The organism is Pseudomonas sp. NY15463 (assembly GCF_048068415.1).
GTDB lineage: Bacteria > Pseudomonadota > Gammaproteobacteria > Pseudomonadales > Pseudomonadaceae > Aquipseudomonas > Aquipseudomonas mosselii_C.
Genome location: NZ_JBLUQD010000003.1, coordinates 422,271 through 441,974, shown reverse-complemented (window position 1 = coordinate 441,974; position 19,704 = coordinate 422,271). Strand labels below are relative to the sequence as shown.

Annotated in this window: 19 protein-coding genes; 17 read left to right on the top strand and 2 right to left on the bottom strand. The window is 64.3% G+C overall.

Features of this window, described 5'->3' with window-relative positions; genetic code table 11:
• Nucleotides 1-124: 124 nt before the first annotated feature.
• The 7 genes from rfbB to ACNFIC_RS09840 are packed head-to-tail and all read left to right on the top strand — an operon-like array spanning nucleotide 125 to nucleotide 7,196.
• Nucleotides 125-1,207 (top strand): dTDP-glucose 4,6-dehydratase, encoded by a 1,083-nt coding sequence (gene rfbB / locus ACNFIC_RS09870; RefSeq protein WP_416780907.1) that lies wholly within the window; start codon nucleotides 125-127, stop codon nucleotides 1,205-1,207.
• Complete coding sequence (rfbA, locus tag ACNFIC_RS09865) at nucleotides 1,204-2,079, top strand: glucose-1-phosphate thymidylyltransferase RfbA (protein ID WP_416780906.1); 876 nt, start codon at nucleotides 1,204-1,206, stop codon at nucleotides 2,077-2,079. The genes rfbB and rfbA overlap by 4 nt, the downstream gene beginning before the upstream one ends.
• On the top strand, nucleotides 2,076-2,624 hold the full coding sequence (gene rfbC / locus ACNFIC_RS09860) for a dTDP-4-dehydrorhamnose 3,5-epimerase (RefSeq protein WP_138220501.1): 549 nt from the start codon (nucleotides 2,076-2,078) through the stop codon (nucleotides 2,622-2,624). The genes rfbA and rfbC overlap by 4 nt, the downstream gene beginning before the upstream one ends.
• Nucleotides 2,621-3,481, top strand: coding sequence for a dTDP-4-dehydrorhamnose reductase (gene rfbD / locus ACNFIC_RS09855; protein ID WP_138220502.1), 861 nt, complete (start codon nucleotides 2,621-2,623; stop codon nucleotides 3,479-3,481). The genes rfbC and rfbD overlap by 4 nt, the downstream gene beginning before the upstream one ends.
• Nucleotides 3,482-3,520: 39 nt before the next feature.
• A complete protein-coding gene (locus tag ACNFIC_RS09850; protein WP_138220503.1) occupies nucleotides 3,521-5,335 on the top strand; it encodes a sensor histidine kinase in 1,815 nt (604 codons plus the stop codon).
• Nucleotides 5,332-6,744 (top strand): sigma-54-dependent transcriptional regulator, encoded by a 1,413-nt coding sequence (locus tag ACNFIC_RS09845; RefSeq protein ID WP_416780905.1) that lies wholly within the window; start codon nucleotides 5,332-5,334, stop codon nucleotides 6,742-6,744. Before ACNFIC_RS09850 ends, ACNFIC_RS09845 begins: the two co-directional genes overlap by 4 nt.
• Nucleotides 6,741-7,196, top strand: coding sequence for a YiiD C-terminal domain-containing protein (locus ACNFIC_RS09840; RefSeq protein WP_138220505.1), 456 nt, complete (start codon nucleotides 6,741-6,743; stop codon nucleotides 7,194-7,196). Before ACNFIC_RS09845 ends, ACNFIC_RS09840 begins: the two co-directional genes overlap by 4 nt.
• Nucleotides 7,197-7,264: 68 nt before the next feature.
• On the opposite strand, the gene cysQ is transcribed toward ACNFIC_RS09840, so the two are convergent.
• A complete protein-coding gene (cysQ, locus tag ACNFIC_RS09835) occupies nucleotides 7,265-8,104 on the bottom strand; it encodes a 3'(2'),5'-bisphosphate nucleotidase CysQ (protein ID WP_416780904.1) in 840 nt (279 codons plus the stop codon).
• The gene (gene nudE, locus ACNFIC_RS09830; protein ID WP_138220507.1) at nucleotides 8,101-8,667 is read right to left on the bottom strand and encodes an ADP compounds hydrolase NudE; all 567 of its coding nucleotides are present in this window, start codon (nucleotides 8,665-8,667) and stop codon (nucleotides 8,101-8,103) included. Before nudE ends, cysQ begins: the two co-directional genes overlap by 4 nt.
• Before the next feature lie 64 nt (nucleotides 8,668-8,731).
• Here nudE and yrfG point away from each other — a divergent pair, with 64 nt between their 5' ends.
• The 10 genes from yrfG (at nucleotide 8,732) to ACNFIC_RS09780 (ending at nucleotide 19,700) form a co-directional block, all read left to right on the top strand.
• Nucleotides 8,732-9,394: a GMP/IMP nucleotidase gene (gene yrfG / locus ACNFIC_RS09825; protein ID WP_138220508.1), complete on the top strand. Its 663-nt coding sequence runs from the start codon at nucleotides 8,732-8,734 to the stop codon at nucleotides 9,392-9,394.
• Between the two features lie 167 nt (nucleotides 9,395-9,561).
• Entirely contained in the window at nucleotides 9,562-10,389 is an 828-nt protein-coding gene (gene fdhD / locus ACNFIC_RS09820) for a formate dehydrogenase accessory sulfurtransferase FdhD (protein ID WP_138220509.1), read from the top strand.
• An 8-nt stretch (nucleotides 10,390-10,397) separates the two neighbouring features.
• Nucleotides 10,398-12,743: an FdhF/YdeP family oxidoreductase gene (locus ACNFIC_RS09815; protein WP_138220510.1), complete on the top strand. Its 2,346-nt coding sequence runs from the start codon at nucleotides 10,398-10,400 to the stop codon at nucleotides 12,741-12,743.
• A 230-nt stretch (nucleotides 12,744-12,973) separates the two neighbouring features.
• Nucleotides 12,974-13,453, top strand: a complete 480-nt coding sequence (locus tag ACNFIC_RS09810) for a glycine zipper domain-containing protein (RefSeq protein ID WP_138220511.1) — start codon at nucleotides 12,974-12,976, stop codon at nucleotides 13,451-13,453.
• A gap of 319 nt (nucleotides 13,454-13,772) precedes the next feature.
• Nucleotides 13,773-14,855, top strand: a complete 1,083-nt coding sequence (locus ACNFIC_RS09805) for a methyl-accepting chemotaxis protein (RefSeq protein WP_416780903.1) — start codon at nucleotides 13,773-13,775, stop codon at nucleotides 14,853-14,855.
• Nucleotides 14,856-14,876: 21 nt separating this feature from the next.
• Nucleotides 14,877-15,242, top strand: a complete 366-nt coding sequence (locus ACNFIC_RS09800; protein ID WP_138220513.1) for a response regulator — start codon at nucleotides 14,877-14,879, stop codon at nucleotides 15,240-15,242.
• Nucleotides 15,242-15,574: an STAS domain-containing protein gene (locus ACNFIC_RS09795; protein ID WP_138220514.1), complete on the top strand. Its 333-nt coding sequence runs from the start codon at nucleotides 15,242-15,244 to the stop codon at nucleotides 15,572-15,574. Before ACNFIC_RS09800 ends, ACNFIC_RS09795 begins: the two co-directional genes overlap by 1 nt.
• Before the next feature lie 4 nt (nucleotides 15,575-15,578).
• A complete protein-coding gene (locus ACNFIC_RS09790) occupies nucleotides 15,579-17,561 on the top strand; it encodes a chemotaxis protein CheA (RefSeq protein WP_138220515.1) in 1,983 nt (660 codons plus the stop codon).
• The gene (locus tag ACNFIC_RS09785) at nucleotides 17,552-19,174 is read left to right on the top strand and encodes a methyl-accepting chemotaxis protein (protein ID WP_138220516.1); all 1,623 of its coding nucleotides are present in this window, start codon (nucleotides 17,552-17,554) and stop codon (nucleotides 19,172-19,174) included. The genes ACNFIC_RS09790 and ACNFIC_RS09785 overlap by 10 nt, the downstream gene beginning before the upstream one ends.
• Nucleotides 19,175-19,187: 13 nt before the next feature.
• Entirely contained in the window at nucleotides 19,188-19,700 is a 513-nt protein-coding gene (locus ACNFIC_RS09780) for a chemotaxis protein CheW (protein WP_138220517.1), read from the top strand.
• The last annotated feature ends 4 nt before the right edge of the window (nucleotides 19,701-19,704 follow it).

The following is a 19,704-nucleotide window of genomic DNA, read 5'->3' as shown; positions in this document are numbered from 1 at the left end:
GCCATTACTGCGGCCGATAAACAAGTACCTGGACACGCTGGCAGAACCTATTGTTCTTGCCATAGTAAGGTTCAGCCGACAAGCTACGCCATTGCCACCACTTTTCTCGCAAAGGCAACCGCACATGCGCATTCTCGTTACCGGCGGCGCCGGATTTATCGGTTCTGCGGTGATCCGACACGTCATCGAAAATACCGAGCATGAGGTCCTAAACCTCGACAAACTGACCTACGCGGGTAATCTGCAGTCCCTGCTGCCTGTCGCCAGCAACAGCCGCTACGAATTCGTACAGGCCGACATCGCCGACCAGTCCATGGTCAGTGCCGTGCTGCAACGTTTCCAGCCCGACGCGATCATGCACCTGGCCGCCGAGTCCCATGTAGACCGCTCCATCGACGGCCCGGCAGCGTTCATCCAGACTAATATCGTCGGCACCTATGCGCTGCTCGAGAGTACCCGCCAGTGGTGGAGCGCGTTGCCGCCAGAGCGGCGCGAGGCTTTCCGCTTCCATCACATTTCGACCGACGAGGTCTACGGCGACCTGCACGGTGTCGACGACTTGTTCACCGAAACCACCCCTTACGCCCCCAGCTCGCCCTATTCGGCCAGCAAAGCGGCCTCTGACCACCTGGTCCGCGCCTGGCATCGCACCTATGGCCTGCCGGTGCTGATCACCAACTGCTCGAACAACTATGGCCCCTACCACTTCCCCGAGAAACTCATCCCGCTGATGATCCTCAACGCCCTGGCCGGCAAGCCGCTGCCCGTCTACGGCAATGGCCAGCAAGTGCGCGACTGGCTGTACGTCGAGGACCACGCCCGCGCCCTGCTCAAGGTGGTCAGCGAGGGCAAGGTTGGCGAGACGTACAACATCGGCGGCCACAACGAGCAGAAAAACCTCGATGTGGTGCATACGCTGTGCGAATTGCTCGAAGAGCTGGCCCCTGCTCACCCGCCAGGCATCGCGCACTACCGCGACCTGGTAACCTACGTGCAGGACCGGCCCGGACATGACCTGCGCTACGCTATCGATGCCAGCAAGATCGAGCGTGAGCTGGGCTGGACGCCCCATGAAACTTTCTTCACAGGACTGCGCAAGACCGTCGAGTGGTACCTTGCCAATCTAGACTGGTGCAAGCACGTCCAAGATGGCAGCTATCAAGGTGAACGGTTGGGTAACTCCGATTTCAAGGATTTGATTGCATGACAAAAGGTATTGTCCTGGCCGGTGGCTCCGGCACCCGGCTGCACCCGATCACCCTCGGGGTCTCCAAGCAACTGCTGCCGATCTACGACAAGCCGATGATCTACTACCCGATCTCGGTCCTGATGCTGGCCGGTATCCGTGACATTCTGCTGATTTCCACCCCCCAAGACCTGCCGCAGTATCGCCAGCTGTTCGGCGACGGTAGCCAGTTTGGTATCCGCATCAGCTATGCCGAGCAGCCGTCGCCTGATGGCTTGGCGCAAGCGTTCCTGATCGGTGAAGCGTTCATCGGTGATGATGACGTGTGCCTGATCCTCGGCGACAACATCTTCCACGGCCAAGGTTTTACCGAGCAATTGCAGCGAGCTGCCCGACAGTCAAGCGGCGCCACAGTGTTTGGCTACTGGGTCAAGGACCCCGAGCGCTTCGGGGTGGTGGAGTACGACGCCGAGGGGCGTGCGCTGTCGATCGAGGAAAAACCGCTCAAGCCGAAGTCAAACTATGCCGTGACCGGTTTGTACTTCTACGACAACGACGTGGTGCAAATCGCCAAGGGTATCCGCCCTTCGGCGCGCGGCGAGCTGGAAATCACCGACGTCAACAACGTCTACCTCAAGCGTGGCAACCTGCGTGTCGAACGTTTCGGTCGTGGCTTCGCCTGGCTCGACACGGGCACCCACGATAGTCTCATTGAAGCCTCCCAGTACGTGCAAACGATCGAGCACCGCCAGGGGCTGAAAGTTGCCTGCCTGGAAGAGATCGCGTTCCAGAAGGGCTGGATCGATCGCGCTAGCCTGTTGGTCAAGGCAGAGGAACTCAAAAAGACAGGTTACGGCCAGTATTTGCACAAGTTGGCTGAAGAGACTCCATGAACATCGTAAGCACCGCTATTCCCGACGTACTGATCATCGAACCCAAAGTTTTCGGCGACAGCCGTGGGTTCTTCTACGAAAGCTTCAATGCACGTGCATTCGCCGAACACACCGACGTGAAAGTCGAGTTCGTCCAGGACAACCACTCGCGCTCGCAGCGCGGGGTGTTGCGCGGCCTGCACTACCAATTGCAAAACCCGCAAGGCAAGTTGGTGCGCGTGGTGCAAGGTGAAGTGCTGGACGTGGCCGTGGACATTCGCCGCCACTCACCGACGTTCGGTCAGTGGGTGGCCGAGCGCCTGTCCGCCGACAACCATCGCCAACTGTGGATCCCCGCCGGGTTCGCCCACGGTTTCGTGGTGCTCAGCGAGTCGGCCGAGTTCCTCTACAAAACCACCGACTACTACAACCCCACGGCGGAGCGCAGCATTCGCTGGGACGACCCGCAACTGGCCATCGACTGGCAACTGGGCGGGCTGCAACCGCAACTGTCAGCCAAGGACCAGGCCGCCGTGCTGCTCGCCGACGCGGAGCTGTTCCCATGAGAATCCTGGTCTGCGGCCATCACGGCCAGCTCGCCCAGGCCCTGGGCGGCGGGCTCTCGGGGCTAGGTGAAGTGCTGCTGCACGGCCGCGAGCAACTGGACCTAGCGCAACCGGAGCGGTTGCGCAGCCCCCTGCGCGACCTGGCCCCGGACCTGATCATCAACGCCGCCGCCTATACCGCAGTGGATCAGGCCGAAAGCGAACCCGCGCAGGCCTTCGCGGTGAATGCCGAGGCCCCTCGGGTCCTCGCCGAAGAGGCTGCGCGGCTGGGCGTGCCGCTGATCCACTATTCCACCGACTACGTGTTCGACGGCGCCAAAGGCGCGCCTTACGTCGAAGACGACACGCCCAATCCGCTGGGAGTCTATGGCCAGAGCAAGCTGGCCGGCGAACAGGCGATCCGGGGCGTGGCCGGCGAGCACTTGATCCTGCGTACCAGCTGGGTCTATTCGCGGTACGGACGCAACTTCCTGCTGACCATGCAGCGCCTGCTGCAAGAGCGTGCGCAACTGCGCGTGGTGAATGACCAGATCGGCGCGCCGACCTGGGCTGGCACCCTCGCCACCAGCACCCGCGCGCTGGTGCAACGTTGGCAGGCCGGCGATCCGGGCGAATGGGGCACCTACCATCTGTGTGCGCAAGGCCAGACCTCCTGGTTCGGCTTCGCCCAGGCCATCGGCGAGCAACTCAAGGCCCGCGGCCTGCCCTGCGCCGAACTGCTGCCAATCCCCTCCAGCGACTACCCGACCCCAGCCCGGCGCCCGCTCGACTCACGCCTGGACTGCGCCAAGCTGGCCCGGCACTGGCAAGTCAGCCAGCCGCACTGGCAACAGGCGCTGATCGACTGCCTCAAGTAGCGCATAATTGCGCCAGACTTTTCTGGCGCAGCCTACGCGATGATCCCAAAACCAACGCCTCCCCGCCGTCCCCGCTGGCGCAGCCTCGCGCTGCTGGCCCTGTGCCTGGCCCCGCTACTGTGGCCCCTGCACCATCTGGCCGAGCGCTACTACCAGGACGAACTGGCCTCGCAGAACCGCCAGACCCTCGACCTCTACGTCGCCAACCTGCTGGGCACGCTGCACCGCTACGAGACACTGCCGCAGATTCTCGGCGACCTACCGGCCCTACGTGGCGCCCTGGCCGATCCGTTCAAGCTCGAAGCGGTGACCAACGCCAACCGTCTGCTCAAGGACATCACCCACCAGACCGGTGCCGAAGTGATGTACCTGATGGACGTCAGCGGCAACACCCTGGCGGCCTCGAACTGGGACAAGCAAGACAGCTTCGTCGGTCGCAACTTCGCCTTCCGCCCGTACTTCAACGAAGCCATGGCCGGCCATCTGGGGCGTTTCTTCGGCCAGGGCACCACCTCGGCCAAGCGCGGCTATTTCTTCGCTGCCGCAGTGCGCGACCGCGAGCGGGTGATTGGCGTTCTGGTGGTCAAGGTCGACCTGGACCATACCGAAACCCTCTGGGGGCGCACCCCCGAGCAACTGCTGCTGACCGATCAGAACGGCGTGGTAGTGCTCACCTCACGCCCGGACTGGCGATTCCGCGCCACCCGCGCGCTGACCGAAGCCGAGCGCCAGGCAATCATTGCCATCCAGCCCTACCCGACCCAAGCCCCGCAACCGCTGAGCCTCCCCCCTGATGCGTGGATCTCGCAGACCCGCGACATCAAGGAGACCGGCTGGCAGGTGAGTATCCTTGCCCCGCGCATCCTGGTGGACCGCTCGGTGCAGACGGTCATGGCCATCGGTGCTGGCGCGCTCCTGGTCAGCATGCTGCTGGCAGGCCTGGTGATGCAGCGCAGGCGCCACTACATCGACCGTATCGACTTCGAAGCACGCGCCCGGCACGAGCTGGAAAAGCGCGTGATCGAGCGTACCGCCGACCTCGAAGGCCTCAACACACGCCTCAAGAGCGCCGTGCTGGAGCGCGAGAATGCCCAGCAGGAGCTGGTACGTGCCCAAGACGAGTTGGTCCAGGCCGGCAAGCTGTCGGTGCTGGGCACCATGTCGGCAAGCATCAGCCACGAACTCAACCAGCCACTGGCGGCGATCCGCAGCTACGCCGAGAACGCCGAGATCCTACTCGACCATCAGCGGACGGAGGATGTGCGCGGCAACCTCAAGCTGATCGGTGAACTGACCGGTCGCATGGCCTCGATCATTGCCCATCTGCGCGCCTTCGCCCGCCGCGACCGGCATGCACCGGAAAGCGTCGCCCTGCAGCCAGCGCTGGAAGATGCCCTGGCACTGCTGGCCAAGCGCCGTCGGGCGATGGCGGTGGAGTTGGTCCGCGACCTGCCCGAAGCCACCCTATGGGTCCAGGCCGGCGAAACGCGGCTACGCCAGGTTCTGGGCAACCTGCTGGCCAATGCCCTCGATGCGCTCACCGAGAAAGCCAACCCACGCAAGCTGTGGCTCAGTGCCGAACGCCACGAAGACTGCGTCTACCTGTACATACGCGACAACGGCCCAGGTTTCAGTCGCCAGGCCCTCGAGCATGCCAAAGAGCCATTTTTCACCACCAAGACCCGCACCCAGGGCTTGGGCCTCGGGCTGGCCATCTGCGAAAGCCTGATGCGCGCCTTGGGCGGTGAGCTGCTGCTGGCCAACCACCCGGAAGGCGGCGCCCTATTGACCCTGCAACTGCGCGTGGCCAAGCCCGGTGCCAACCTGCAATCTTCGGAGGACACCTCGGCATGACAACCGAGACACAGATCGACAGCCGCGCCCAGGTGATCCTGGTCGATGACGACCCGCACCTGCGCCAGGCCCTGAGCCAGACCCTGGACCTGGCTGGCCTCAAGGTAGTGACGCTGGCCGACGCCCAGGGCCTGGCCGAACGCATCGAGAGCGATTGGCCAGGCGTGGTGGTCAGCGATATCCGCATGCCCGGTATCGATGGCCTGCAATTGCTCGAACAACTGCACGCCCGCGACAACGAGTTGCCGGTGCTGCTGATCACCGGTCACGGCGACGTGCCGCTGGCGGTGCAGGCGATGCGCGCCGGTGCCTACGATTTCCTGGAAAAACCCTTCGCCACCGACGCCTTGCTCGACAGCGTGCGCCGCGCCCTGGCCTTGCGCCGCCTGGTGCTGGACAACCGCAGCTTGCGCCTGGCCCTGAGCGACCGCCAGCAACTGTCGACCCGGCTGGTGGGCCAGTCGCCATCGATGCAGCGCCTGCGCGAGCAGATCGGTGCCCTGGCCGGTACCCGCGCCGATGTGCTGATCCTGGGCGAAACCGGCGCCGGCAAGGAAGTGGTGGCCCGCGCACTGCACGATTTGTCGAGCCGACGCGACGGCCCGTTCGTGGCAATCAATGCTGGCGCCCTGGCAGAGTCGGTGGTCGAAAGCGAGCTGTTCGGGCATGAGCCGGGGGCCTTCACCGGGGCGCAGAAACGCCGCATCGGCAAGTTCGAGTTCGCCAATGGCGGCACCTTGTTCCTCGACGAAATTGAGAGCATGAGCCTGGACGTGCAGGTCAAGCTGCTGCGCCTGTTGCAGGAACGCGTGGTCGAGCGCCTGGGTGGCAATCAACTGATCCCGCTGGATATCCGCATTGTCGCCGCGACCAAGGAAGACCTGCGCCAGGCCGCCGATCAAGGGCGCTTCCGTGCCGACCTCTACTACCGCCTGAACGTGGCTCCGCTACGTATTCCGGCCCTGCGCGAGCGCGGCGACGACATTCTGGTGCTGTTCCAGCACTTCGCTGACGCCGCCAGCCAGCGCCACGGCCTGCCCCCCCACAGCCTGCAACCGGCCCAACGCGCGATGCTGCTGCGCCACGCCTGGCCGGGCAACGTGCGGGAACTGCAAAATGCCGCCGAGCGCTTCGCCCTGGGCCTGGAACTGGCCCTGGATGGCCAGGCGCCAGCAGCCAGCGTCGAAGTCTCCACGCCGATCTCTAGCGGTAACCTCAGCGAACAAGTCGAACGTTTCGAGCGCTCGCTGATCGCCGCCGAGTTGGCCCAGCCGCATGGCTCGATGCGCAGCCTGGCCGAAGCGCTGGGCATCCCACGCAAGACCTTGCACGACAAGCTACGCAAGCACGGCCTGAGCTTCGACGGCGCCAGCGGCGGGCATGATGACCACGAGGAGCCGCGCCCATGAGCCGCGACAGCCAATACCTGCAATCGGTGCTGCACCACGACATTCCCCTGACCCGCGAGATGGGCCTGCAAGTACTCGACTGGCACGACCAGTGCCTGCGCTTGCAACTGCCGCTGGCACCCAACGTCAACCACAAGTGCACCATGTTCGGTGGCAGCCTGTATTGTGGCGCGGTGCTGGTGGGTTGGGGCTGGCTGCACCTGCGCCTGCGCGAGCTGGGGATCGATGACGGGCATATCGTCATTCAGGAGGGGCAGATCAGCTACCCGCTGCCAGTCACCGGCACCGCAGTAGCACGCTGCCCGGCACCGGACCAGAACGCCTGGGAACGGTTCCTGGCGATGTACCAGCGCCGTGGTCGGGCGCGACTGACACTGGAAACGCTGGTGAGTAACGAAGGCAGTGACCAGGCGGCGGTGAAGTTCATCGGGCAGTACGTGCTGCACCGCTGAGCAAGGCAGTGCCGCCGCTGCCATCCACCGCGTTGGGTGCTTCGCTGCTCAAGCTGTTTCTACAGGCATCACGCCCTGTCGCACATCCGCACGCTGAGCGCCACCAATGCCTGCCGCCAAGCCGCCGCTGCGGGCAGCGCCAGGAAGAACGGATTGAGCAACGATTCGCGCGGTGGATAACGAAACGCCTGGCCATCCAGGCCGATCACTTCGCCGCCGGCCCCTTCCAGCACCCCTTGTGCCGCCGCGGTGTCCCACTGCGACGTCGGCGCCAAGCGCGGATAGCAATCGGCGGCCCCTTCAGCCAACCAGCAGAACTTCAGCGAACTGCCGATATTGGCCAGTTCCAGTTCGCCCACTGCACCACTCAACCCCTCCAGCAAGGCTTCTTGCTGTGGGCTGGAATGGCGACGGCTGGCAACCACGGTGAAGCGCTCACCGCTGGGGGGCACATTACGCACCTGGATCGGCTGCACACCCGCATCGCGCTCGGCACGCCAGGCCCCAAGCGTACGGCCGCCGAAGTAGCAGCGCCCGTTGGTGGGCATCGCCACCACACCAAACACCACCTCGCCGCGCTCGACCAGCGCGATATTCACGGTGAACTCCTCGCTCCCCGCGATGAACTCCTTGGTGCCGTCCAGTGGGTCGACCAACCACCAGCGTTGCCAACCCTCGCGCACGCTGAGCGGGATATCGCAATCCTCCTCCGACAGCACTGGAATCTGCGGCGCCATGGCCTGCAACCCGTCGGCGATAACGCGGTGGGCAGCCAGATCGGCGGCGGTCACCGGCGACTCGTCGGCCTTGTTGGTCACCGCCACGTCGGCGCGCCAGAACGGCAGGATCGCATCGCCCGCCGATTGGGCAAGCTTCACCACTTCGTGCATCAGTTGCAGATCATTCATACGCTCAACACCCCACGCAGGATCAGTAAGTCGCGGGCCAGGTACAACGCCGCCAATGCCCGGCCTTCGCTGAACTGCGGGTGCATGGCCAGGGCAGACAGCTCGCGCAGGTTGACCTTGTCGACGCGCATCGGCTCAGGCTCGTCACCCTCCAGGCGCGCTTCGTACAAGTCGGTGGCCAACACCACCTGGATCTTCTGGCTCATGTAACCAGGCGACAGCGACAGCTCGGTCAGGTGCTCCAGCTGACGCGCACCGAAACCGGCCTCTTCCTTGAGTTCGCGATCGGCAGCGGCCAATACGTCCTCGCCCGGCTCGATCAAGCCCTTGGGCAGCGACAGTTCATAGGCGTCTGTACCCCCGCAATACTCCTCGACCAGCACCGCATGCTCGGCATCGAGCATCGCCACCACCATCACCGCGCCATAACCGGTGCCACTACCGACCAAGCGCTCGTAGGTGCGCTCGTTGCCATTGGCAAAGCGCAACTGCACGGCCTCGACCCGGAACAGGCGACTGCTGGCGACGATCTCTCGACTGAGGACGGTGGGTTTCTGGCGCATGGGACAGCTCCTTGGCGTGAACGGGTTACTATACCGTGGCTTGCCGACTGATCGAGAGTTTCCCATGCCCGTTCTTCCCTGGTCTGCCATCGACACCGTCCTGCTGGACATGGACGGCACCCTGCTCGACCTGCACTACGACAACCGCTTCTGGCTGGAACACCTGCCCCAGCGCTACGCCGAGCTGCACGGCGTCAGCCGGGCCATGGCCGAACTCGAGCTGCAACCGCTGTTCGAGCAGCATGCTGGCACCCTCAACTGGTACTGCCTGGATTTCTGGAGCCGTGAGCTGCGCTTGCCGATCCGCGAACTCAAGCAAGAGATCGCCGACCTGATCGCCCTGCGCCCCGACGCCGACACCTTCCTGGCCGCCATCGCCCAGGCCGGCAAGCGGGTGGTGATGATTACCAACGCACACCGTGATTCGCTCTCGCTGAAGCTGGAGCGGGTGGAATTAGCGCCATATTTCGAGCGGCTGATCAGCTCGCACGACTACGGCTATCCGAAAGAAAGCCCAGCGTTCTGGGACGCCCTGCAAGCGGACATAGGCTTCGACCCGGCACGCAGCCTGTTCATCGACGACACCTTGGCGATCCTGCGCAGCGCACGGCGCTACGGGGTCGCGCATCTGCTGGCGGTGAAACAACCCGATAGCCGAGGGGCACTGCGCGACACCCAGGAGTTCGCAGCGGTGGACGATTACCGCGCGCTGCTGGCAGGCCTGTAGCGCCGCAGACGGAATTCGAGGGGGGCGAACGTCTAGGCCAGCTGCGTTCGGCCCGCCGCACTGCGACCCATCGACGCGGTCTATCACGGCATAGATGCTAGCGATTAGACGCCATCGGCCTGCCCGCCTAGGCTTGGGAGGTTGAAAAGCCGCCGGTATGCGCCCCGATGAACAGCAAGCCACAGGCTGGCGCGACAGCCTCGCCAAGCGCCCTGCCCGCTGCCAGCAATACCTACGCCTACGCCCAACTCAGCGACGCGGCGGGTGACAGCACGCCCCTGGCCGAAGAAGTGGCCCTGGCCATCGTCTACAACGGCCTGAACCAGGCGGTGATGCTGGTCAGCCCCACCGATCTCGAAGACTTCGCGGTGGGCTTTAGTGTCGGCAGCGGCATCGTCAGCGGCACCGACGAAATCTATGACGTAAAACTGTCCGGCAGCGGTGCTGCGCTGTACGCCGACCTCGAGATCTCCAGCCGTGCGTTCTGGAACCTCAAGGACCAGCGCCGCCAGTTGGCTGGCACCAGCGGCTGCGGCCTGTGTGGGGTCCAAGCCATCGAGCAAGCCCTGCCGGCGCTTGCCGCGTTACCCGGCGGGCCCTTGCCACCGGCGCACTGGCTCGACGACTTGCGCCAGCGCATCGATGCCTTCCAGCCGCTCGGCCAGCATTGCGGCGCCGTGCATGCGGCGCTGTTCATGGACCGCGACGGACAGTTACAGCTGGGTCGCGAAGACATTGGCCGGCACAACGCCCTTGACAAGCTGATCGGTGCCCTGCTGCGCCAACGCATCGACACCACAGGCGGCCTGGCGATCGTCACCAGCCGTTGCAGCCTGGAACTGATCCAGAAAGTGCTGCGCGCCGGCATCCAGACCCTGGTCAGCCTCTCGGCGCCCACCGGGCTTGCCTTGCAATGGGCACGCAAACACAACCTCAACCTCATCCATCTGCCCAAACACAGTGCACCGCGGGTCTTCAGCCCCGCAGCGGAGTAAAGACCCCCGTGACCTCCTACGCAAAACTTCCAGACAATGCCCCCGCCTCCCCACCTCGCTACAAGCCCTACGCTGGCCCTGCCGGTGGCTGGGGCGCGCTGCGCAGCGTGGCCAAGGCCTGGGTCGGCAGCGATAACGCGCTGAAGAACATCCGCGCCCTGCTCAAAACCAACCAGAACGGTGGCTTCGACTGCCCCGGCTGCGCCTGGGGCGACTCGCCCGAAAGCGGCATGGTCAAGTTCTGCGAGAACGGTGCCAAGGCGGTCAACTGGGAAGCCACCAAGCGTCGGGTGGACGCGGCGTTCTTCGCTCGCTACAGCGTCAGCGCACTGCGCGAACAGAGCGACTACTGGCTCGAATACCAGGGCCGCCTGACCGAGCCGATGGTCTACGACCCCACCACAGACCGCTACCAGCCCATCGACTGGGACGCCGCCTTCGCCCTGATCGCCCGGCACCTGAACGACCTGTCGAGCCCAGACCAGGCCGAGTTCTACACCTCTGGCCGGGCCAGCAACGAGGCCGCCTATCTCTACCAATTGTTCGTGCGCGCCTATGGCACCAACAACTTCCCCGATTGCTCGAACATGTGCCACGAGGCCAGCGGTGTGGCCTTGGGCCAGAGCATCGGCGTAGGCAAGGGCACGGTCACCTATGATGACTTCGAGCATGCCGACACGATCTTCGTGTGGGGCCAGAACCCTGGCACCAACCACCCGCGCATGCTCGACCCACTGCGCGATGCGGTGAAACGCGGTGCCCAGGTGGTGTGCGTCAACCCGCTCAAGGAACGCGGCTTGGAGCGTTTCCAGCATCCGCAGAACCCGCTGGAGATGCTTACCAACACCGACCGGCCGACCAATACCGCGTTCCTGCGCCCGGCGCTGGGCGGCGACATGGCGCTGCTGCGTGGCATGGCCAAGTTCCTGCTGCGCTGGGAGCGTGACGCCCAGGCCAAGGGCGAGCCCGCGATTTTCGACCACGTGTTCATCGCCGAGCACGGCCATGGGGTGAACGAGTACCTGGCGGTGGTCGATGCGACTCCGTGGGAACAGATCCAGGCGCAATCGGGCCTGCCCCTGGCCGACATCGAGCTGGCGGCGCGCATGTACTGCAAAGGCAAGCGCGTCATCATGTGCTGGGCCATGGGTATCACCCAGCACCGCCACTCGGTCCCCACCATTCAGGAAATCGTCAACCTGCAAATGTTGCGCGGCAACATTGGCGTGCCTGGCGCAGGCCTTTGCCCTGTGCGCGGCCACAGCAACGTGCAGGGCGACCGCACCATGGGCATCAACGAACGCCCACCGGCGCTGCTGCTCGACGCCATCGAGAAACGCTTTGGCTTCCAGGTGCCGCGCCACAACGGCCACAACACGGTCGAGGCGATCCACGCCATGCTCGAAGGCAGGGCCAAGGTGTTCATCGGGCTGGGCGGTAACTTCGCCCAAGCCACCCCCGACACCGAACGCACCGCCCAGGCACTGCGCAACTGCGCGCTGACCGTACACATCAGCACCAAGCTCAACCGCAGCCACCTGATCCACGGCAAGCAAGCGCTGATCCTGCCGTGCCTGGGGCGTACCGATATCGACCTGCAGGACGACGGCCCGCAGGCCGTGACCGTGGAAGACTCGTTCAGCATGGTCCACGCCTCCAACGGGCAACTCAAGCCACTGTCGCGCCAGATGCGCTCCGAGCCTGCCGTGGTGGCTGGGATCGCCGCTGCCACTCTGGGCAAGCGCCCGGTGGACTGGCACTGGCTGGTGGCCGACTACGACCGCATCCGCGACCTGATCGCCGACACCATCCCAGGTTTCGCCGATTTCAATCAGCGCCTGAACCTGCCGGGTGGTTTCTACCTGGGTAACAGCGCCGGCAGCCGCCAATGGAAGACCACCACTGGCCGCGCCAATTTCAAGGCCAACCTGCTGCCGGACAGCCTGCTCGACGCGCGCGTACGCGCCAGCGGCCAGCTGCCGGACCTGATCATGCAGTCGATGCGCTCGCACGATCAGTACAACACCACCATCTATGGCATGGACGACCGCTACCGGGGCGTACGCGGGCAACGCAACGTGTTGTTCGCCAACGAAGCCGACATCATCCGCCTGGGCTTCCAGCCGGGGCAGAAGGTCGATATCGTCTCGCTGTGGGGCGATGAGCACGTGCGTCGGGTATACGGTTTCACGTTGCTGGCATTTGATATTCCGGCCGGCCAGGCAGCGGCCTACTACCCCGAGGTCAACCCGCTGGTGCCGCTGGAAAGCGTCGGCGATGGCAGCCACACGCCGACCTCGAAGTTCATCGCCATCAAGCTCGAACGAGCGCAGGACGACGGCCGGATCATCTGATCTGCCGTTACGACGCAGCAGGCCTGAGCCTTGCGCAAAAAAAAGCCCTGTTCCGCAATGGTTCAGGGCTTTGTCATAAATACCTCAGACAGCCGAAAATCGCGAAAGTTTCATACATAATTCAATAACTTAGAGAATTGTGTACAACTCGTGCTACTCGTCGGATTTCCATTGCCAGGCGCCTCGGGCGGCCTCAAATTCCGCTTCGTCATCCCCATGAGGCTCTCTCGATGAAGAAGTACTCCTCGATTCTGTTGTTGTCTTTCAGCTTGCTCAGCGGCGTTGCCATGGCAGGCGGCACCACCGAGGCCGGCATTGGCGGCGCACTGGGTGGGGTACTCGGTTCGGTAGTGGGTAACTCGATCGGTGGCAGCACCGGCGGTGCCATCGGTGCCGGCCTGGGTGGCGCGGCAGGCGGTGCCTTGGGCGCCGACAAGCGCCAGCGTGGCGAGGCCGCCTTGGGTGGCGCCTTGGGCGCGGCGGGCGGCAACGTGGTCGGCCGCTCGGTGGGCGGCACCACCGGTAGCTACATCGGTGCAGCAGCTGGCGGTGGCGCTGGCGGCGCATTGGGTAACTACATGGGCAACAAAGCCGACGAAGATGAGCGCCACGATGATCGCCGCTACCGTCGCGGCTACGATGATCGCCGTCACTATGACCGTGGCCATCACTACGGCCATCGCAAGCACAAGCGTCACTGGCGCGACTGATAGTCCCGCCCGCCTGCGGCACTTAGCGCAGGCGGGCGTAGACCCTGCAAGGCAAATAGCCACTACACCGTTACCTTAATCCATACTCCTAACCCCTAAGCACCCTCCTCAGCCTTTCCCGGCCCAGGCGACATTCGCCACACTCCACGGCCAATGGCGTCCCGCGCGCTCAAGCCTGACCGCTCAATCAACAATCTTCGTCGGCTCGGCGCGCCCCCCTCACGTGACCGGCAAGTCGGATTAGGGGCCGTCCCGATTTTGACGTCAAAACTCAGGCCGTACCATCTGCGCTCGTAACCTGAAAAAGGCGCGCAGGGCAATGGGGATGTATCTCGTCATATGGATTGGCACAGCAGTCTGCGCGACCGCACTGCTGACAGGCCTTACCGAGTTGGGCCTGATTGCGACCGTCGGCATCTTGCTCGCGACCCTGACACTGCGCCCACGCCGCCAGCCCAGCGTGCCCCTTGCCGCGCCTCAAGACGCGGCCCCGGAGCAGCCAGATCAAGCGCTTTCGCGCCTGTTGCCCGAGGCTGCCCCCGCCTGGCTCGACGGCCTCGAGCAGAGCCGAGCCTTGGTCGCCAGCAACATCGGCGGGCTGCTGGAGCGTTTCGCAGCCATCCACCAACGCGTCGGCGCTTCGTTGGAAGCTGCCGAACGGGTGGTCGCTCAGGATGGCGTCGGCGAAGGTCTACGCCAAAGCACCGAACAATTGCACCAGGTCACCGACGCCTTCAGCCAACGCGGCCAACGCCAGAACGCGGTGCTCGAGAGCATCAGCCACCTGGGCAGCTACACCGGTCAACTGCAAGCCATGGCCCGGCATGTGCAGGAAATTGCCAGCCAAACCAACCTGCTCGCCCTCAACGCCGCCATCGAAGCCGCCCGTGCCGGCGAGAACGGCCGTGGCTTCTCAGTGGTGGCCGACGAGGTGCGCAAGCTCTCGCAACTGTCGGCAACGACTGGGCAATCGATGGACCTGAAAGTCGGCGAAATCAACCACGCCATCCAGGCCAGTATCGAGTCGGCGCAAACCCTCAACCAACAGGATCAGGCCGACCTGACGCGCCTTCAAGCGCTGCTAGACGGTGTGATCGACGGGCTTGGCGGCAACCTCTCGGCCTTGGATCACACCTCCCGCGCCCTACAGCAGGACGCCCGCACGACCCAACAGGACATTCAGGCGATCATGGTCAACCTGCAATTCCAGGACCGCGTCGACCAGATGCTCGACCACGTGCGCATCGATCTGCACGAACTGCTCCACGCCATCGATCAAGACCCGCGCCAACTCGACGACATTCAGGCCTGGCTGCGCCGTCAACGCGAGCGCTTTACCACTGCCGAAGAACGCAATGGCCAGAACGGCCAGGTACAAGCCGCCGAACTCACCTTTTTCTAACTTACCCCAGGACTCTGCACCATGGCCAAGACCATTCTGATCGTCGACGACTCAGCTTCCATGCGCCAATTGGTGCGCATCAGCCTCGCAGCGGCAGGCCACACGGTCATCGAGGCCTGCGACGGCCAGGACGCACTGGCCAAGCTCACCGGCCAGAAGGTCAACCTGATCATCAGCGACGTGAACATGCCCAACCTCGACGGTATCGGCTTGGTCAAGGCGCTCAAGGCGCGCAACGAATACCGCTTCACGCCGATCATGATGCTCACCACCGAAAGCGAGCAGAGCAAGAAGGCACAAGGCCAGGCAGCCGGTGCCAAGGCCTGGATGGTCAAGCCCTTCCAACCCCAGCAGTTGTTGGCTGCCGTAGAAAAGCTGGTCGGCTGATGGCCCACCTCACGCTGCACCCCGCCGACACCGATGCGCCAGCGCGGCTGTGCCTGGAGGGCGACCTGACCATCTTCGAGGCGCGCGACACCCACGCGGCCCTGCTGGCGCTGCTGGCCGAACAACAAGGGCCGTGGAGCCTCGACCTGAGTGCCTTGGGCGAGGTCGACAGCGCTGGCCTGCAACTGCTGTTGGCGCTGGCCAAAAGCCTGGGCGGCGAATCCCAGCCACTGCCGGTCGTTGCGCTGACACCCGAGGTCGGCGCGCTGCTGGAGTTGCTGCGGCCCCACGAGCTGCTGATCCCCTCTCAACGCTCCGCCTGCGCAGGATGACCCCATGCTCGATGCCGAACAGTGGCAGCAGTTGCTCCAGGGCTTTCTAGACGAGGCCGACGACCTGCTCAAGGAGGCCGAGGACTGCTTGCTGGTGCTCGAACGCAGCCCCGCTGACAGCGAAGCGATCAACGCGCTGTTTCGCGCGGTCCACACCCTGAAGGGCTCGGCGGGGATCTTCTCGCTCGAACCCCTAGTAGCGCTGGCCCACCATCTGGAGAACCTGCTGATGCAGGTCCGCGATGGCCAGCGTAGCCTGGATGACCAGCTGACCTCACTGATGCTGCAGTGCATGGACGAACTGAACGTCATGTTGCGCAGCATCGACCTGCAATCAGCCACCCTGGCCGCGCATAACCCTCGCCAGGCAGAACTGCTGAACGCGTTGCAAGCCGCTGGCGAAAGCCCGGCAACCTCAAGCAGCACGTGCAGTACCTGGCAGCTGTCGCTGCGCCTGGATGGCGACCTGCTGCGCAACGGCTTCGACCCCTGTGCCTTCATTCGCTACCTGACGCGGTTGGGCGAGGTGCAGGCCTTGCAGACCCTGACCCACGCGTTGCCGACGCTGCAAGAGATGGACCCCGAGCACTGCTACCTGGGCTTCGAGATCACCTTGAGCAGCCCGGCCAGCCGCGAAACGTTAGAGGATGTCTTCAGCCTCGCTGACGGGTTCTACAGCCTGGAACTCAGCTGCACGCCGTCCTCGGACACGTCACCGGCCATACCTCGCCCGACAGCGCAAACGTTAGCGCCCACCGCCAAGGCGGACGAACCGCGCGCCGTGCAAGGCGGCACGACCCTGGTCAAGGTCGCCGCGCACAAGCTCGACGAGCTGATCAACCTGGTCGGCGAGTTGGTCATCAGCACCGCCGGTGCGCACATGCAGGCCATGCGCAGCGGCGACAGCGACTGCATCGAGCGGGTACAGGCGGTGCACCAGCACGTCGAGCAGATCCGTGAACGCGCCCTGAAGCTGCGCATGGTCGAGATCGGCGAAACCTTCAACCGCTTCCACCGCGTCGTGCGCGACGTCAGCCTGACACTCAACAAGCAGATCCAGCTGCATTTGCGCGGCGGCGACACCGAGCTGGACAAGACCCTGATCGACCGCATTGCCGACCCGCTGATCCACCTGGTACGCAATGCCATCGACCACGGGATCGAAGCGGCCGATCAGCGCCTGGCCGCTGGCAAGCCCGCGCAAGGCACCCTGAGCCTGACCGCCGGTCACGATTCCGGGATGATCGTACTGGAAATCCAGGATGACGGGCGCGGGCTGGACACCGCGCGGATCCGCGACAAAGCCATTGCCCGTGGCATGCTCGATGCCGACAGCAACCTGTCCGACAGCGATATCCACATGCTCATCTTCGAGCCGGGCTTTTCCACCGCCGAGCAGGTTTCCAACCTGTCGGGGCGCGGGGTCGGCATGGACGTGGTGCGCAGCGCCATCGACGAGCTACGCGGGACCATCGAAATCGAGTCGCAGGCAGGCCAGGGCTGCCTGTTCCGCATACGCCTGCCGCTGACCTTGGCGATCATCGACGGCTTCCTCGTCGGTGCCGGGGCCGAGCGTTTCGTCATCCCGCTGGACATGATCACTGAATGCATGGAGGCGCCGGCTGATAGCAGCGGCCCTCTGAACCTGCGCGGCAAGCCGCTGCCGTGTATCGACCTGGCCACCCATTTCGCGCTGGGCCCACCTGCGCTCAGTCGCCGCAACATCGTGGTGGTCAGCCAAGGCCGACAGCAGGTCGGGCTGATCGTCGACCACTTGTTCGGCGAGCTGCAAACCGTGATCAAGCCGCTGGGGCAATTGTTCCGCCATCTCAACGGCATCAGTGGCTCGACCATTCTCGGCTCAGGGCAGGTCGCCCTGATTCTGGATATCGCCAGCCTGTTCCGCGACCTGCAACAACGTAGCGAACCCAAGCATCGGCCCTCAGCGACAATACCTTCCCTTTCCGGAGACAAGCTATGCAGTTGATCAGCAACATGAAGATCGGAGCCCGCCTGACCTTGGGCTTCATCGTGGTCGTGGCGCTGACAGCCGTGATCGGTGTCATCGGCATCCGCAACCTCGATCAGGTCGACCAGCTCTCGGACCGCATGTACGACGTCGACATCCAAGGCCTGAGCGCTCTGCAAAACGCCAATATCCAGCTGGTCACCGCTGGACGTGCGGTGCGTCAGAGCTTGCTGGCGGTCACCCGCGAGGGGCGTGACCTGGCCGCCGCCGATGCACGCAACGCCCTGGAAAAGACTCGCGACTTGCTCGAACAAGCCAAGGGTTATCACATCACGGGACAAGGCAAAGCCGATATCGAGCACATCGCCGCGCGCCTGCAGGATTACGCCAATACCGCCAACCTGGTGCTGGCCACCCACCAGCAATCGGACCAGTTGCAAACCCCGACCTCGGCACTTGAGCTGCTGCCACGCATCATTGCTGGGGCCAACGAGCTGGACAAGCTGATGGGCACCGCCAGCCAGAACAAGCAAGCGCGCTCGAGTCAGGCCAACGACGAAATCACGGCCATCGCCGACCGCTCGAAGACGCAGATGATCGTGCTGGTGCTAGTCTCCACGCTGACAGGCTTGCTGATCGGCATCCTCGTCACACGCAGCATCACCCGCCCGCTCAGCGGCGCGGTAGAGGCCGCCAACCGCATGGCCGGTGGCGACCTGAGCCAGGACCTGGTGGTCAACCGCCGCGACGAAACCGGGCAACTGCTGGGCGCGATGCAGAACATGACCGTGCGCCTGCGCAGCATCCTCGGTGACGTGCGCAGCGCTGCAGACGCATTGTCGTCGGCCTCTGCCGAAGTCAGCTCGACCTCCCAGTCGCTCAGCCAGGCCGCCGTGGAGCAGGCCGCCAGCGTCGAGCAGACCAGCGCCTCGATCGAGCAGATGTCCGCGTCCATTGCCCAGAACACCGAAAGCGCCAAGCTGACCGACAGCATCGCCGGCAAGGCGTCCAGCGACGCCGGCCAAGGCGGCAACGCGGTCGGCGACACGGTGCTGGCGATGAAGCAGATCGCAGACAAGATCGGCATCATCGACGACATCGCCTACCAGACCAACCTGCTGGCCCTCAATGCCGCCATCGAAGCGGCACGTGCAGGCGAGCATGGCAAAGGCTTCGCGGTGGTCGCTGCGGAAGTGCGCAAGCTCGCCGAGCGCAGCCAGGTCGCCGCGCAGGAGATTGGCCAGGTGGCCTCAAGCAGCGTGCAACTGGCCGAGAAGGCCGGCGTCCTGCTGGGCGAAATCGTGCCCAACATCCAGCGTACTTCTGACCTGGTCCAGGAAATCACCGCTGCCTCGCAGGAGCAGAGCAGCGCCGCCGGCCAGATCAACATTGCCATGGGCCAGATGAACCAGATCACCCAGCAGAACGCATCGGCTTCCGAAGAGCTGGCCGCCACGGCTGAAGAGATGAATGCCCAAGCCGGGCAGTTGCAGGAGCTGATCGCGTTCTTCCGCTTCGAACAGGATGGTTCGGTGCGCCTCCAACGGCCGCTCGACAGCTCACCGAGCGAGCACCTGCCGGCGGTGCGCAAGGTCAGCCTCGACGACAGCCAGTTCGTCAACTTCAGCTGACCGAGGCGCCGCCATGACCGCTATGTCAGCTCCTCTCGCCAGCCTGCCCGAAGCGCAAAGCATCCAGCACCTGAGTTTTCGCGTGCGCCAGGCAGGCTATGCCCTGCCGATCGACCTGGTGCGCGAAATCATCGAGTACGCCGAAGTCACTCGGGTACCGATGATGCCCGACTACATACATGGTGTGATCAACCTGCGTGGCAATGTCGTGCCGGTCCTCGACCTGGCGGCACGTTTTGGCCTGACGCGCACCGAGCCGGGCAACCGGACCTGCATCGTGATCACCGAACTGCACCTGGAGGAAGCCAGCCAGCGGCTGGGGCTGGTGGTCGATGCCGTGGACGCCGTGCACGACATCGACCCACGCGAGGTCCTGCCGCCACCGCCGTTCGGGGCACAGATCCGTGCCGACTTCATCGCCGGCATGGCACAGCAGGACCAGCGCTTCCTGATCATCCTGAACCTGCTGCAAGTGTTGTCCACACAGGACCTGCTCAACCTCGCCCAAGCCAGGGGGGGCGACTGAAGCT

Bases quoted from the DNA above. Each gene is read 5' to 3' on its own strand.
- fdhD (WP_138220509.1), top strand. From the start codon at position 9,562: ATGAACAGCAAGCCACAGGCTGGCGCGACAGCCTCGCCAAGCGCCCTG.
- nudE (WP_138220507.1), bottom strand. From the start codon at position 8,667: ATGCGCCAGAAACCCACCGTCCTCAGTCGAGAGATCGTCGCCAGCAGT.
- cysQ (WP_416780904.1), bottom strand. From the start codon at position 8,104: ATGAATGATCTGCAACTGATGCACGAAGTGGTGAAGCTTGCCCAATCG.
- ACNFIC_RS09845 (WP_416780905.1), top strand. From the start codon at position 5,332: ATGACAACCGAGACACAGATCGACAGCCGCGCCCAGGTGATCCTGGTC.
- ACNFIC_RS09780 (WP_138220517.1), top strand. From the start codon at position 19,188: ATGACCGCTATGTCAGCTCCTCTCGCCAGCCTGCCCGAAGCGCAAAGC.
- ACNFIC_RS09840 (WP_138220505.1), top strand. From the start codon at position 6,741: ATGAGCCGCGACAGCCAATACCTGCAATCGGTGCTGCACCACGACATT.
- ACNFIC_RS09790 (WP_138220515.1), top strand. From the start codon at position 15,579: ATGCTCGATGCCGAACAGTGGCAGCAGTTGCTCCAGGGCTTTCTAGAC.
- ACNFIC_RS09810 (WP_138220511.1), top strand. From the start codon at position 12,974: ATGAAGAAGTACTCCTCGATTCTGTTGTTGTCTTTCAGCTTGCTCAGC.
- rfbD (WP_138220502.1), top strand. From the start codon at position 2,621: ATGAGAATCCTGGTCTGCGGCCATCACGGCCAGCTCGCCCAGGCCCTG.
- rfbC (WP_138220501.1), top strand. From the start codon at position 2,076: ATGAACATCGTAAGCACCGCTATTCCCGACGTACTGATCATCGAACCC.
- ACNFIC_RS09800 (WP_138220513.1), top strand. From the start codon at position 14,877: ATGGCCAAGACCATTCTGATCGTCGACGACTCAGCTTCCATGCGCCAA.
- ACNFIC_RS09785 (WP_138220516.1), top strand. From the start codon at position 17,552: ATGCAGTTGATCAGCAACATGAAGATCGGAGCCCGCCTGACCTTGGGC.
- rfbA (WP_416780906.1), top strand. From the start codon at position 1,204: ATGACAAAAGGTATTGTCCTGGCCGGTGGCTCCGGCACCCGGCTGCAC.
- ACNFIC_RS09795 (WP_138220514.1), top strand. From the start codon at position 15,242: ATGGCCCACCTCACGCTGCACCCCGCCGACACCGATGCGCCAGCGCGG.
- ACNFIC_RS09850 (WP_138220503.1), top strand. From the start codon at position 3,521: ATGATCCCAAAACCAACGCCTCCCCGCCGTCCCCGCTGGCGCAGCCTC.
- yrfG (WP_138220508.1), top strand. From the start codon at position 8,732: ATGCCCGTTCTTCCCTGGTCTGCCATCGACACCGTCCTGCTGGACATG.
- rfbB (WP_416780907.1), top strand. From the start codon at position 125: ATGCGCATTCTCGTTACCGGCGGCGCCGGATTTATCGGTTCTGCGGTG.
- ACNFIC_RS09805 (WP_416780903.1), top strand. From the start codon at position 13,773: ATGGGGATGTATCTCGTCATATGGATTGGCACAGCAGTCTGCGCGACC.